Below are 14,348 nucleotides of genomic sequence, written 5' to 3' on the forward strand. Positions count from 1 at the left end.
CTTTGCTGAAACACTTTTATTGTTACTGTGGCTGCTCCGGCCATTTTACACGATCAGCCACAATGCTTCCCACCTGTGCTAAAGCAATGCGGTCCTGTTTCATCGTGTCGCGTTCACGGATGGTTACCGTTCCGTCTTCCAGCGTCTGGTGATCTACCGTTATGCAATACGGTGTTCCGATGGCATCCATCCGCCGGTATCTTCTCCCTATAGAATCCTTTTCTTCATAATGACACATATGCTGATACTTCAGCTGATTAAAGATTTCCAGCGCCTTTTCAGGCAGTCCGTCCTTTTTCATCAATGGCAATACGGCCACTTTGATCGGTGCCAGGCAGGGTGGAATATTCAATACCACGCGTGTTGCCTCCTCTCCTGCCACGGCTGTGGGAACCTGTTCTTCCCGGTAGGAAGCAGCAATGACAGCCAGAAACATTCTGTCGAGGCCGATAGATGTTTCGATCACATAAGGCACATAATTTTCATTGAGCTCAGGATCGAAGTATTGTAACTTCTTGCCGGAATGCTTTTCATGCTGTGCCAGGTCAAAGTCGCTGCGCGAATGAATGCCTTCCAGCTCTTTGAAGCCGAAAGGAAAATTAAACTCAATGTCACAGGCCGCCTTCGCATAATGCGCCAGCTTCAGGTGATCATGAAACCGGTAGCCGGACGGCGGAAATCCCAATGCAAGATGCCATTGCATGCGTGTGGCTTTCCAGTGTTCATACCAGGATGTTTCCGTTCCGGGCTTGATAAAAAACTGCATTTCCATCTGTTCAAATTCCCGCATACGGAAAACGAACTGCCGTGCAACAATTTCATTGCGGAAAGCTTTTCCGGTTTGCGCGATGCCGAATGGAATTTTCATGCGGCCGGTTTTCTGCACATTCAGAAAATTAACAAAAATGCCCTGTGCCGTTTCAGGACGCAGGTAAACTGTACTGGACTCTTCCGCCAGTGATCCGACCTGCGTGGAAAACATCAGGTTAAACTGCCGCACTTCTGTCCAGTTACGGGTGCCGCTGACCGGATCTGCAATCTCACAGTCGATAATAATCTGTCGCATGGCAGCCATATCATTTTGTTCGAGTGCCGCTTTCATGCGCGCATTGATAGTATCTGCTTTCTGCTGATTTTCCAACACCCGCGGATGGGTGTTCCTGAATTGTGTTTCATCAAACGCATCACCGAACCGGTTCCTTGCTTTTTCAACTTCCTTCTCTGTTTTGGCTTCCAGCTTTGCGATATAATCTTCAATGAGGTTATCAGCCCGGTATCTTTTTTTCGAATCCCTGTTATCAATCATAGGATCATTGAAGGCATCCACATGGCCACTGGCTTTCCATGTTTCCGGATGCATGAAGATTGCTGCATCAATTCCCACCACATTATCGCGCAACTGTACCATGGCGCGCCACCAGTATTCCCTGATATTTTTCTTGAGCTCCGCTCCGTATTCACCATAGTCGTAAACAGCACTCAGCCCGTCGTAGATCTCGCTGGATGGAAAAATGAATCCGTATTCTTTACAATGGGAGACAATGTCCCTGAATAAATCCTTTTGCTCTGCCATGGCCGCAAAGTTAATGGGCTAAGTTGAAAAACACACCACATCATTATGCGTGGCGTACTTACCGCATCGTGATGGGGTGCTTCGGCAATTCCACAATCATCAACAGGATCGTGATGAAACGAATTACACGCTGATAGCCGTTCAGCCGGTAAGCATGAAAGCATGTCCACTATTATGGGATTGATTGGAGTTGCCGATGAAGGTAGCTTTGTATACGAAAGCAACAGATTATAAGAACTTAAAGAATCATCGGGAAGCAGTTAAAACGCGGCGGTTACAACCGCAGTGGACGAAAGAAGCGGTGAAGAAGGAAAAGGAAACATCCTGTTTAACAAAGATCCCTGACTAAGATATCCCGCGTTGCAAAACGCGTCACTATAAATGAAGCATCAAAGAGAGGTTTGGTGAGTGATTCCGGCCGGAAATTTTATACCGGCCGGAATTTTTTTAGTGCTGCTGTCAGTCATGTACAAAACGATATGACTTCATGCTGAAGGCGGCTGGTGTCCCATCATCATGGGATTGATCAGCAACAGATGTGTGAGGATCTTTGTCACATTAAATCATTCCATCACCTGATTAAAATGAATTAACATGAAACCATCAAACTTTTCTACGAATGCCTTTAATTCCGGCCCATTGCTCAGGAAACCGGCCGACGAAAATGAATCTTCACCGCATGTATTCTCTGACAGTGAATGGATGGCCATACGCCATCAGCAGATGGATATTGCGCCGAATTGCATCTTTCCCCGCAGGGAACAGAAATCCCTCGCGCAATACCTGCATCTGCTGCGTGCGTTTGTTGCTGCAGCCATCAGGTTACCTATCAGGATGTAACATCGTACAGAGGGAGAAAGATGTTTGCCATCAAGTTCACGGATTCCCAAAAGCAAAACGTTGTAAGTGACAGGAATCAAAATGTAATTTTTTTCATGGCAAATTGTAGCAGGTAACAGCAATGAACAGTCATTCAATTGCCACCAAAGGGCACAATAAAATCGCGGTATTTCAGCCTGGATACGCAGCCTGCCTTAAAATTTCCTGCCATGACTCGGAATTGTTAATTATATTTATTTCATATTCATTCACTAAATAAAAAACATCCCATGAAAAACACTATTCCCGTGCGGCTGCTGTTTGCCGGAACCACCCTTTACCTTTTTGCAATGTTGTCATCCTGCACAAAAGAATATGTAGTGAAGCCGGAAGATATACAGGCCTATCTTGATAAGGGAGCAGACCTGACCATTACTCTGCCGGCCGGTTCGTCTTTTGACCTGGTAGATGTAAATGGCAAATTGCAGGTTCCGGGCCGTGAGCTTGAAGGGGAACCAACGCCCACCACCCCTCCTGCCAATCCTGCTGATAGTGCCGCCAACGACGGTGCAAACGGTGAGAAAAAATTCAGGCATGCAGGCGCATTTGTTCAGCAGGCTTTTGCAGCGGAAGGTGCTTATCACTGCCCAAGCGTTTGCCAGATCATCATAAGAACGCCATTGTAATTTCCTTCCGGGAAAAATACGTCAGCGCCCTGCAGTAGCGGAAGCATGGCATTCGTTGCTGAATGCTTCTAACATCATTGCAGAAGCGCTGTATTGCAAGTTCAGATTACCTTGAATAAAAAACACTATGCGGCAGTTGTCGCGTACTTCATCAAAGCTGTTGCTCACCACACTCCTGCTGCTGGCATCCCATTGCCCGATCAGCGGGCAGGTGAACCAATCGGCATTCAGCAACCTCCTTAAAGATTTTGAATCACCAAAACTGTTCGTCAATGCCATACAGCAGGATGATCAGGGCTTCATGTGGTTCGGGACCTATAAAGGCTTGTTTCGTTTTGACGGCGTCAGCTATCAGCGTTTTATGCCTTTTGCCGGCAACAATCATTCTATTTCGGACAATGAAGTAAATGTTCTTTTCAAAGACCATCACGGCAACCTTTGGGTTGGCACCCGCAACGGGCTCAACCGATACGATTACCTGCGCAATGATTTTGAACGGTTCTTCCATGATCCGGAAAATTCCAACAGCCTGTGCAGCAATGAAGTGTTTGCCATTGCGGAAGATAACGCCGGAAATTTATGGATCGGCACTCTCAACGGCGGGCTTTCCATCATGATTCCCATAGTGACTGCAGGTGTTACCACTTATTCATTTATTAATTGCGCGGTGAACACAGCTGACAACAACAGTCTTTCAGGTAATACCGTTTCTTCCATTTGCTTCGATCACAATGGCAGGGGTTTTATTGCAACCAAAAACGGACTGAACGTGGTACAGGAAATAAATGTGGCGCAAAAGAAAGTCTCGTTTCATCATTTTGTATATGATTCACTCAATAAATTCTCCATCGCTTCCAATGACATTTATAAGATTTTCTGCGACAGCTCCAACAACATCTGGCTGACTTCGCAGTTCGGCATGATTGATCTGCTGACTGCCGCAAGCGTGGCTTCGGGTAAGTATACATTCCGCCATTTGTTCAGCGACATCAATGCAGCTGCAGGCGGCGCAATTAAATCAACCAGCATGCTATATATTGACCGTGCGCAGAATTGCTGGCTGTCAACGTATGAAAACGGTTTATACCGTTTCCGGTTTTCGGATGAACAGAGCATCAGCAACCTGGTGAACTTCCGTCACGACCCTGCCAATTCAAGAAGCCTTTCAGATGGTGGCGTGAACTTCATCTATGAAAGCGGCGACCGCAGCTGCTGGATTGCCACCGACGCAGGCGTTTCCAAATGGCATCCGCTGCAGGAACTTTTCTCCGTCACACATATAAATGCCGCTTACCTTCAATCAGCCAACATCAGCGCCATAGCGCAGGATCGCAACGGAACTACCTGGTTTGCCACATCAGATTGTGATACGCTGTATGCACTCAACATGCATGCACAAATAAAAAAACTGGTGCTTTCCGATAAACTGCTCACTGCAAACCGTAAGGTGTATGTCACCTCCCTGCTGGCTGCTTCCGATGGCTCTTTGTATGCAGGGAGCAGCGTTGGCGTTTTTGTTGTTAACGCTTCAGAAAAAAAATCTTTCCTGCAAAACGCACACTACCGTCCAAACATCATTCACCTGCAAAAAAACGGGACTGTATATTCACTCATCAGCAACATGGTGAGTTGCCTGGAAGAAGATAACGACGGCATCATCTGGATTGGAACAGGAATGGGTGTCTGCAGCTATCATCCGGTTTCAAAGGTGTGCAACAGGGCTGTCATCAATAAAGTGCCGGATGAGGTCAATCCATCATTTATCATCCGTCACCTTAAAACAGGTGCTGATGGTACGCTTTGGGTTGGCACGGATAATGGCCTGCTGAGTGTTGATACGCACACCGCAACCTTCCACCGTTATCAGAGTAGCGATGCCCTGCCCGGCGCCAGGTTTTTATTCATCCATGTAAGCCATGACTTGCAACTTATATGGATTGGTACGGAACAGGGCTTGCTCTCTTTTGATCCGTCAACCACGCGTTTTAAAAGTTATCCGCAGTCAGGTGATGACTTAGCCATCGCTGCCATACTCGAAGACGATCAGCAAAACCTGTGGATCAGTTCGCAACACGGCATTACCAGGTTTCAACCGTTGGCCAATGATGCAAAAAGATACACTGTTGAAAACGGGCTTAACACGAACCGCTTCAGTGAAAATGCCGCCTGTGTTTCGAAAGACGGCCGCTTCTTTTTCGGCAGCGAGAAGGGATTTCAATCCTTCTTCCCCGCCATGATTCCGGTAAATAAAACCGTGCCGCCCATTGTGATCACCGACTTCAGGTTGTTCAATCAATCCATACTTTCGGGTAAAGATGTTCAGCTGGTGAACGATTTTATGCGTTCAAAAAAACTGACGCTTCAGTACAATCAGAACTTCTGCAGTATCGATTTCGCGGCCTTGAATTTTGATGATGCGGAAGCTAACAGCTATGCCTATCAGATGGAAGGGATTGATCATGACTGGGTGTTGGCTGGCAACCGGCGAACTGCAACCTACACCAATATTTCGCCGGGTTGTTACACGTTTAAAGTGAAAGGAACAAATAATCATGGCGTCTGGAATGAATCCGGCACCTCCTTATTCCTTGTTATCACGCCACCATGGTGGAAAACATGGTGGTTTTATTCGCTCTGCACGATCGTCGCCGGATCGGCACTGTATGCTTTGTACCGTTACCGGATCAATCAGATCAAGAAGGTGTTTTCCATCCGCAGCAAAATCGCCCGCGACCTGCATGATGACATCGGCTCCACCCTCAGCAGTATTTCCCTTATGAGTCAACTGGCGAAAGACGGAAACGATCATCAGAACAAAGAGCAGGAATTGTTTGATACCATCAGCACGGCATCTAAGGAAGCCATGGAACTGATGAGCGTGATTGTATGGTCAGTGAATCCAAACAACGATAAGCTGAGTAACATACTCATCCGCATGCGTGAATATGCCGGAGACATCCTGGAAGCCTGCAACATTGATTTGCATATCAGGCTCGATGAAGAAGTGAAGGATTTTATTATTCCCATGGAGAAAAGAAAAGACTTCTACCTGATCTTTAAGGAAGCGGTGAATAACGTAGCGAAGTATTCGAAGGCAGCGAATGCCAATATTCGCCTTTCGAGGGAGCATGGCAAAATGATCATGACCATTAAAGATGACGGGAAAGGATTTGAGGTGGAGAAACTCCGCAGCGGCAACGGATTGGTAAACATGAAAGAGCGTGCAAAATCCATAGGAGGCCGGCTGGAAATAATATCACAACAGGGTGAAGGCACCACCGTCCGTTTGGAAATGCCTGTTGTCACTTCCTGATAAGTTACGCTGTTCAAACCTGAATCATATATCTTGAACCCAAAAAAAACCGTGTATCGCAATCTGCCCGTACCGCTTGATTTCACCAATCATACACAACTGCCATCATGCCTGTCAACATTATAATTTATGAAGACAATACTTTCCTGCGGGAAAGTCTTTCATCGCTGATTGTCAAAGCCGAAGGTTTTGAGCTCTGCGGCGCCTATGAAAACTGTAATGAAGTGGAAGCGCAGGTCGACGTTCTGAAGCCGGATGTAGTGCTGATGGATATTGAAATGGCAGGCGTAAACGGTATTGAAGGGCTGAAGATCATCCGCAACAAATTTCCGGATGTAAATGTGCTGATGCTTACGGTTTTTGAAGATAACGACCGTGTGTTTGAAGCTATCTGCGCCGGCGCCACCGGTTACCTCCTGAAGAAGACACCACCGGCAAAAATACTGGATGCCATACGTGATGTAGTGGACGGCGGTGCGCCGATGACGTCGTCGATTGCCCGTAAAGTGCTGCAATTGTTTCCCAAACAACCTGCACGCAGCGAAGAAATTGATAAGCTCACGCAAAGGGAACAACAGGTGCTGCAGTTGCTGGTGAATGGTTACAGCTACAAAATGATTGCCGCTGAATTGCATGTAACCCTCGAAACTGTCCGTACCTATATCAAACGCATGTACGAGAAATTACGTGTTCATTCTGTAACGGAAGCCATCAGCAAAGCTTTTCCCGACAGGAAAATATGAACACAGATTACGTCGCTGAACAGCGATTCCGCTTCACCTGATGATAATCCGCTTTACCTTTGCCCGATGATATTAATCGATCATACCATTGTGTCTGATGAATTGCTGGAAAAGCAATTTACCTGTGCACTCGATAAATGTAAGGGTGCCTGTTGCGTGGCCGGCGATTCCGGTGCTCCGCTGGAATTCGCTGAAACAGCCGTCCTCGAGTCCATCTATGATACGGTGAAGCCATATATGTCGGAAGAAGGCATCGCAGCCGTGCAGCAGTTCGGCAAGTGGCTGATTGACAGTGATGGTGATTTTGTGACACCACTTGTGATGGGCATGAAGCAGTGCGCCTATGTTTTTTTTGAAAATGGCATAGCGAAATGTGCCATTGAAAAAGCCTGCTTCGAAGGTAAAACTGACTTCCGGAAACCCATCTCCTGCCATTTATATCCGGTAAGAATAACCAGGTATGAACATTATGATGCCGTGAATTACAATAAATGGGATGTCTGCGCACCAGCCTGTGATCTGGGCAGACAACTCGGCACGCCTGTTTTTCGATTTGTGAAAGATGCGCTGATCAGGAAATACGGTGCTGCATGGTATGAACAGTTAGCGGGCGCCGCGGCATTTAAAGAAGAAAAGGATGCCGGAATCTTCCCTTTGCGTTGATGAAACTTATTTTCCGCGCAACTCCTTTTGACGGCGGTGCTCCGCTTCAAAAGAGGCAATAAAAATCGCAAGCGATATAATCACAAGATTCTTGATAATGTACTGGCCAATAAGGTTAGGCACCAGTAGCCCTCTCCACGCAAGGCCAGGCAATAGAATCAATGGCGCAAAAGTGGTTATGGCATGTGGTATCAGCATGTAAAGCGCATACTTTTCCTTTCCCGGGAATAACAGGATAATTCCGATAACACATTCGTATGCGCCAAATAAAATGATGAAAACATGCCAGGGTATGAACCAGGCAGTATGTTCATAGATAAGATGCACTACACCGATGGCAGGACTTAATTCCATCATCTTTAACACGCCGAACCAGAAGAAGACGATGAAAAATGCAATTCTTGACAGCGGAAGGCTGATTCTCCGGAGGAACAGGAAGAACACATTCTCATTATCGATTCTCCGGCGATTGAATCTTGCAAACATACCAGCTCCCATAAAAATTGTTTTCAGCTGCGAAAGGTAGAGAAGTGATGGAATTGATGTTGTAAACGATATGTTAACAGAAAACGGCACCAGGTGTATGACCTTATCAGCTAATGGCTTGATGTTTCTCCTCTTGCTATGAAGCAGGAATGCCGTCTTAAGATACTACGTCAGTCAGCGATTGTCAACATGAATACTCTCTGTCATAGCTTCAATATGAAGTGCAGCCTTCATCCATATGCACACCAACAATAAATGAAATACTCTATTTTCACGCTCTGCCCATGTCATCTGCCTTAGATCATATCAAAGCGCCTATTGCAAAGGAGTTGAAACTTTTTGAGCATAAGTTTCACGATTCGATGAAGAGCAATACGCCGTTGTTAGATGCTATCACACGGTATATTGTAAAAAGCAAGGGCAAACAGGTGCGTCCAATGTTTGTTTTTCTTTCCGCAAAAATGTTTGGCGATATTACGGAAAAGACCTACCGTGCCGCGGCTCTTATTGAATTACTCCATACCGCAACGCTGGTACACGATGATGTGGTGGACGATTCCTATCAACGTCGTGGATTCTTCTCTATCAATGCGCTTTGGAAAAATAAGATTGCTGTGCTCGTTGGTGATTACCTGCTGTCAAAAGGCCTGTTGCTCTCCATCTCCAATAAAGATTTCGGCATGCTCGAAATTGTATCGGATGCCGTGCGGGAAATGAGTGAAGGTGAATTGTTACAGATTGAGAAAACCCGCAAGCTCAATATCAGCGAGGAAGTATATTTTGAAATCATCCGGCAGAAAACCGCTACACTGATCTCTTCGGCCTGTGCATGCGGTGCAGCTTCATCCGGTGTTTCCACCGACGACGTCTCAAAGATGAAACTGTTTGGAGAGAAAATCGGCATCGCCTTTCAGATCAAAGACGACCTGCTCGACTACACCACTGATGATACCGGCAAACCGAAAGGCATCGACATCAAAGAAAAGAAAATGACATTGCCTGTCATCTATTTATTAAACCACGCTGATTCCGCCGTGAAAAGAAAGGTGATCAACACCATCAAAAACCATCACGATAACAAAGAAAAAGTGAATGAGATCATCGGAATGGTTTTACAGTCAGGTGGTATTGAATACGCCGCCTCCAAAATGAATCTGTATAAAGAAGAGGCATTACAACTACTCACCTCCTTTCCTGATTCTCCGTCACGAAGGTCGCTGGAAGAACTCGTGGATTTCACTACTGCCAGAAAAAAATAACGGATAACAGCCTGCAGTTTATCAAAGCGTAACAATTCCTTCAGCCCGCAATCATATTCAGTTAACTATTACTTAACACCGCCTTAATAGTAACATTAAACCATAGCAGGTTCTTTGCAAAAATTTTTTTATGCAAAGATATTTCCCTGCTCTCTTGCTTCTTTTTTATTGTTTCTCCATACAAGCTGCACAAACAGGTTCCATTGCCGGCCATATCGTTGACAGCAGGAACAGTGAGGACCTTATCGGCGCTACTGTCGCACTTGAGGACCATCAGGAGATTGGAACAGCTACGGATATTGACGGAAGATTCTCACTCGATGGATTGCAGCCGGGCAAATATCATCTCCTCGTATCCTATGTCTCCTATAACAGCAAGATAATCCGTGACGTGGAAGTAAAAGCAGGGGAAGTTACAACGCTCCAGGTCGCCCTGGAAAGCAATGCCAATGAATTAGAAGAGGTGGTGGTTACTTCTTCCTTTTCAAAAGAAAATGTGAACTCATTGCTCATCATGCAGAAAAATTTTGCCTCTGTGTCAGATGGCATATCTGCCGATGTAATTCGTAAGACACCTGATAAAAATACCGGCGATGCATTAAAACGTGTGAACGGCGTAACGATTCAAAACGGGCGCTTTGTTATTGTGCGCGGGTTGCCCGACCGTTACAACATTGCCATGATGAACGGTTCTCCTTTGCCCAGCACGGAACCCGACCGAAAGGTTTTTTCTTTCGACCTGATCCCATCCTTTCTTGTAGACAACATCATTATTGTGAAAACGGCGCAGCCCGATTTGCCCGGCGACTTTGCGGGTGGAGTAGTGACCATTAATTCACGGGATGTGCCGGAACAGAATTTTCTCAATATCAGCGCCGGCACCGGCATAAATACACTGGCGAATTTCAATACGTGGTATGCCACCTATGGCGGTAAAACAGACTGGCTGGGAAAAGATGACGGCACCCGCGCATTGCCTTCCGGTTTTCCCGGAACGGAAACGATTACCAGTCTTGCCAATTCCGCCAACACTGAAATCCTGGATTACTCGCGCATGCTGCCCAACGACTGGGCATTTGAAACAACAAAATCTGCCGCACCCGGATTCAACGGGCAGCTGGTCGGAGGTTTAAAAAAGCGCACCGGCAATGCAGGAACCTTTGCGCTGGTGGGCGGAGCTACGTACAACAGTTCCAATAAGCTGTCAAATTTCTCGCGCTATGATTTCGCATCAGATGGCACACGTCAGTATGAATACCATGATGCACAATGCAGAAACAATGTATCGTGGGGAAGTTTGCTGAATCTCGCTTACAACTTCAATGAGAACAACAAACTCACTTTTAAAAATTCATATACCGTCAATACAGATGACATTATGACCATTCGTACCGGCGATGAATTCAGCAATGTCCGCGATGTGCAGGCCTATGCCTACAACTATATTGAAAACGGCCTCTTCACCAGTCAGCTCGAAGGATATCATTATCTCCGCAGTTCCAAAATAAAGATCGACTGGAACGGAGCATACGCAAAAACAACCCGTAATCAGCCTGATTACCGCAGGTTGTACTATTTCAAAAACTATGAAGACTCAGCCTTCACCACCTATGTTCCTTTTGGTTCGGCTTCGCCCAACTATGGAGGGAAATTTTATTCATCGCTTGCAGAAAATAATTACAGTGCCGGTGTAAACGTTGCGGTACCGTTTATTTTTCTCAACAATACCAGTACGTTTAAAATCGGAACATTTCACCAATGGAAGTCACGTGACTTTGCTGCGCGTGTACTGGGTTATGTGGTATATGACATCGGCAAGTTTTATTCGGAACCAGGCAATGCAGATATTTTTTACCAGGCGCCCGCAGATATTTTTGCAGCGGAAAACATCAGTGAAACGGGTTTCAGAATCGATGAAATCACCAACCCTTCCGATGCCTATTCCGCATCTTCTGTTTTGCACGCTTATTATGCCATGCTGGATAACCAGCTGCTGGAGAAGCTGCGCCTGATCTGGGGAGCACGCATTGAGTTCTTTGATCAGACACTTACTTCTTTTGAATATGGTGGCGCGCCCGTTGACTATCACACAAGTTCAGCAGATTTTAATACACTGCCCTTCGATCTCTTGCCTTCCGTCAACCTGGTTTATGCACTCACAGAAAAAATCAACCTTCGCGCCGCTTATTCAAAAACATTATCAAGGCCGGAGTTCCGCGAAGTGGCGCCTTTCTCATTCTATAACTTTGATGAAATGGAAAGCCGTATAGGGAATGATTCACTTGGCCGCACTGCTATCGGCAACTATGATCTCAAGTTTGAAAACTTTTTCGGCAATGGACAGGTGGTTTCCATCAGCGCATTCTATAAGAACTTCGACAACCCTATTGAGCAGAAAGTCTATCCCGGATCCGGCGCCGGCTCGCGTACGGTAACATGGGTGAATGCAACGTCTGCCACCGTATACGGCATTGAACTGGAGCTCAGGAAAAATCTTGATTTTCTGAAAAAAATTTTCCGCTGGAACCAGTTCGACAACTTTGCATTCAGCACTAATCTTGCATTTATCAAGTCAAAAGTTGACCAGTCAAATGATCCAAATGCATGGCAGCCGGTACGTCCGTTGCAGGGCCAGTCACCCTATATCATCAACTTTGGATTTACCTATACGGAACCCGTGAGTGAACTGGGAATCGGCTTATTCTATAATCAGATCGGCAGGAGGATTGACGCCATCGGCGACAAGAATTATCCTGATATCTATGAAGATCACAGGCCATTGCTGGATGCACAAATCAGCAAAAGGATTTTTAAAGGCGGCAGTCTCAAGCTGAATATGAACGATATCTTAGCGAAGAGCCTCACCTTTTACCAGGATCAGAATGTGAACGGCAAGCTGGATACGGAAGGAGATGATACCATCATCATAAGGCAGCAGACCGGCTCCAATTTTTCACTTTCTTTCAGCTATAGCTTTTAATGTTAACAATGCTGCGGTTGACATTGGCGTAACAAAATCGTCGCAAACGCATAATATAAAGAGGTGTATCTGATGTCTGGATTATCTTAATGTTTCGCGCAGGTGATCTCTTAACATTAAACTAAACTTGTGTTAAGACGGAAGTAACATGATGATAATAGTTTTGCGCAAACAAAAAAAATCATGAAAAAATCTACAACATTATTCCTGCTGATGGCGATGCTTGGTGTTCAAACACTCTCGTTTGCCCAGGCGCCCGTGCAGGAAGTTTCAGGTTACATTACCAGCAATACTACGTGGACGAAAGAAAACATTTACCTGCTTTCAGGATTTGTTTATGTAACGAATGGTGCAACACTCACGATCGAACCCGGCACACTTATTAAAGGCGACAAGTTCTCAAAAGGCGCACTCATAATTGCACGCGGCGCAAAGCTGATCGCAGACGGAACCGCTGATGAACCCATTGTTTTCACTTCTAATGGTCCAACCGGATTCCGTACTTATGGAGACTGGGGCGGCATCATTCTTTTGGGTAAAGCATCCATTAACCAGGCAGGCGGAGAAGCGATTATCGAAGGTGGAGTGGATGATGGCCAGGGCAATGGTACCTATGGTGGCGGCACCTCCCCTGACGACAACGACAACTCCGGTGTGTTGCGTTATGTACGCATTGAGTTTCCCGGGATTGCTTTTGCACCCAACAATGAAATCAACGGATTAACCTGCGGCGGCGTGGGAAGAGGAACCGTGCTTGAACATATACAAGTGAGTTACTCCGGCGATGATTCCTACGAGTTTTTTGGCGGAACTGTTAACGCTAAATACCTTATTGCTTTCCGCGGGTTGGACGATGATTTTGACACCGACAACGGTTACAGCGGAAAACTTCAATTCCTTTATTCGCTTCGCGATCCTAATATCGCAGACATCAGTGGTTCCAATGGATTTGAATCTGACAACGATGCAACAGGTTCAACGAATACGCCGGTAACACATGCGCTTTTTTCCAATGTTACCATCGCAGGTCCTAAGGTGACATCCTCCAGCGCATTTAATGCCAGCTACAAACGCGGCGCTCACTTGCGGAGAAACACACAAACTTGCATTTACAACAGCATACTGATGGGTTATCCCAGCGGTATCATGGTAGATGGCGCGGCATCCGAAACAAATGCAACGGCGGATTTGCTGCAGGTTCGCAATACCGTCTTATCGGGTTGTGCCAGCAGTTTTGAAGTGGCTTCCGGCAGTGCATTTGATATCAGCGGATGGTTCAATACTGCTGCTTATGCCAATACTGTTTATACCGCGAATACCGATGTGATGCTGACAGATCCTTTTAATCTTGCAGCTCCCAATGCTTTGCCGGCAGCAGGTTCACCCGTTTTAAGCGGTGCTGCTTTCTCTGTTACCAACCTGACAGATCCCTTTTTTGAAGTGGTGAATTTTCGCGGCGCTTTTGGCACAACCGACTGGACACTTGGATGGGCCAACTGGACACCCAACAATTCCGGTTATACGTCCGTCTCTGAACCAAACACAATCTCAGGCATCAACATTTACCCAAATCCTATGAGCGATAACGCAACCTTAGAACTTAATTTACAGGAAGCCAATATGGTTAATATTGCCATCACCGACTTGTCCGGAAGGATGATCAGTGAAGTGTTGAATGAACAACTGGCTGCAGGTTATCATAACATCAGCATTCAGGCTCCGAATCTTGCAACAGGCCTTTACTTCCTGCAGGTAAGATCAGGGTACGACAACCAGGTGATCAAACTTACAGTAGCCAGGTAATTCATATTTTTTTGAAATTGCAA

Annotated in this window: 10 protein-coding genes; 8 read left to right on the forward strand and 2 right to left on the reverse strand. The window is 46.0% G+C overall.

Annotation, left to right across the window (positions count from 1 at the left end):
* Window positions 1-22: 22 nt before the first annotated feature.
* Entirely contained in the window at window positions 23-1,573 is a 1,551-nt protein-coding gene (locus K1X61_00155; GenBank protein ID MBX7107035.1) for a glycine--tRNA ligase, read from the reverse strand.
* 594 nt (window positions 1,574-2,167) lie between these two features.
* Here K1X61_00155 and K1X61_00160 point away from each other — a divergent pair.
* From K1X61_00160 to K1X61_00180, 5 genes are all read left to right on the forward strand, one after another.
* Window positions 2,168-2,413, forward strand: coding sequence for a hypothetical protein (locus K1X61_00160; protein ID MBX7107036.1), 246 nt, complete (start codon window positions 2,168-2,170; stop codon window positions 2,411-2,413).
* 269 nt (window positions 2,414-2,682) lie between these two features.
* Window positions 2,683-3,078, forward strand: coding sequence for a hypothetical protein (locus K1X61_00165; GenBank protein MBX7107037.1), 396 nt, complete (start codon window positions 2,683-2,685; stop codon window positions 3,076-3,078).
* A gap of 136 nt (window positions 3,079-3,214) precedes the next feature.
* The gene (locus tag K1X61_00170) at window positions 3,215-6,391 is read left to right on the forward strand and encodes a hypothetical protein (GenBank protein MBX7107038.1); all 3,177 of its coding nucleotides are present in this window, start codon (window positions 3,215-3,217) and stop codon (window positions 6,389-6,391) included.
* 107 nt (window positions 6,392-6,498) lie between these two features.
* Window positions 6,499-7,134: a response regulator transcription factor gene (locus tag K1X61_00175; GenBank protein ID MBX7107039.1), complete on the forward strand. Its 636-nt coding sequence runs from the start codon at window positions 6,499-6,501 to the stop codon at window positions 7,132-7,134.
* Between the two features lie 66 nt (window positions 7,135-7,200).
* Window positions 7,201-7,797, forward strand: coding sequence for a DUF3109 family protein (locus K1X61_00180; protein ID MBX7107040.1), 597 nt, complete (start codon window positions 7,201-7,203; stop codon window positions 7,795-7,797).
* 6 nt (window positions 7,798-7,803) lie between these two features.
* On the opposite strand, the gene K1X61_00185 is transcribed toward K1X61_00180, so the two are convergent.
* On the reverse strand, window positions 7,804-8,295 hold the full coding sequence (locus tag K1X61_00185; GenBank protein MBX7107041.1) for a hypothetical protein: 492 nt from the start codon (window positions 8,293-8,295) through the stop codon (window positions 7,804-7,806).
* 272 nt (window positions 8,296-8,567) lie between these two features.
* Between K1X61_00185 and K1X61_00190 the strand changes: the two genes are divergently transcribed.
* The 3 genes from K1X61_00190 to K1X61_00200 all read left to right on the forward strand — a co-directional run bounded on the left by K1X61_00190 (window position 8,568) and on the right by K1X61_00200 (window position 14,325).
* Window positions 8,568-9,542: a polyprenyl synthetase family protein gene (locus K1X61_00190; protein MBX7107042.1), complete on the forward strand. Its 975-nt coding sequence runs from the start codon at window positions 8,568-8,570 to the stop codon at window positions 9,540-9,542.
* 130 nt (window positions 9,543-9,672) lie between these two features.
* The gene (locus K1X61_00195) at window positions 9,673-12,522 is read left to right on the forward strand and encodes a TonB-dependent receptor (protein ID MBX7107043.1); all 2,850 of its coding nucleotides are present in this window, start codon (window positions 9,673-9,675) and stop codon (window positions 12,520-12,522) included.
* A gap of 183 nt (window positions 12,523-12,705) precedes the next feature.
* On the forward strand, window positions 12,706-14,325 hold the full coding sequence (locus K1X61_00200) for a T9SS type A sorting domain-containing protein (GenBank protein ID MBX7107044.1): 1,620 nt from the start codon (window positions 12,706-12,708) through the stop codon (window positions 14,323-14,325).
* Window positions 14,326-14,348 lie beyond the last annotated feature (23 nt).

This window comes from Chitinophagales bacterium (genome assembly GCA_019694975.1).
Lineage (GTDB): Bacteria > Bacteroidota > Bacteroidia > Chitinophagales > UBA10324 > JACCZZ01.

Coding starts and splice junctions, on each gene's coding strand:
- K1X61_00155 (MBX7107035.1), bottom strand. CDS start 1,573: ATGGCAGAGCAAAAGGATTTATTCAGGGACATTGTCTCCCATTGTAAA.
- K1X61_00160 (MBX7107036.1), top strand. CDS start 2,168: ATGAAACCATCAAACTTTTCTACGAATGCCTTTAATTCCGGCCCATTG.
- K1X61_00165 (MBX7107037.1), top strand. CDS start 2,683: ATGAAAAACACTATTCCCGTGCGGCTGCTGTTTGCCGGAACCACCCTT.
- K1X61_00175 (MBX7107039.1), top strand. CDS start 6,499: ATGCCTGTCAACATTATAATTTATGAAGACAATACTTTCCTGCGGGAA.
- K1X61_00180 (MBX7107040.1), top strand. CDS start 7,201: ATGATATTAATCGATCATACCATTGTGTCTGATGAATTGCTGGAAAAG.
- K1X61_00185 (MBX7107041.1), bottom strand. CDS start 8,295: ATGGGAGCTGGTATGTTTGCAAGATTCAATCGCCGGAGAATCGATAAT.
- K1X61_00190 (MBX7107042.1), top strand. CDS start 8,568: ATGTCATCTGCCTTAGATCATATCAAAGCGCCTATTGCAAAGGAGTTG.
- K1X61_00195 (MBX7107043.1), top strand. CDS start 9,673: ATGCAAAGATATTTCCCTGCTCTCTTGCTTCTTTTTTATTGTTTCTCC.
- K1X61_00200 (MBX7107044.1), top strand. CDS start 12,706: ATGAAAAAATCTACAACATTATTCCTGCTGATGGCGATGCTTGGTGTT.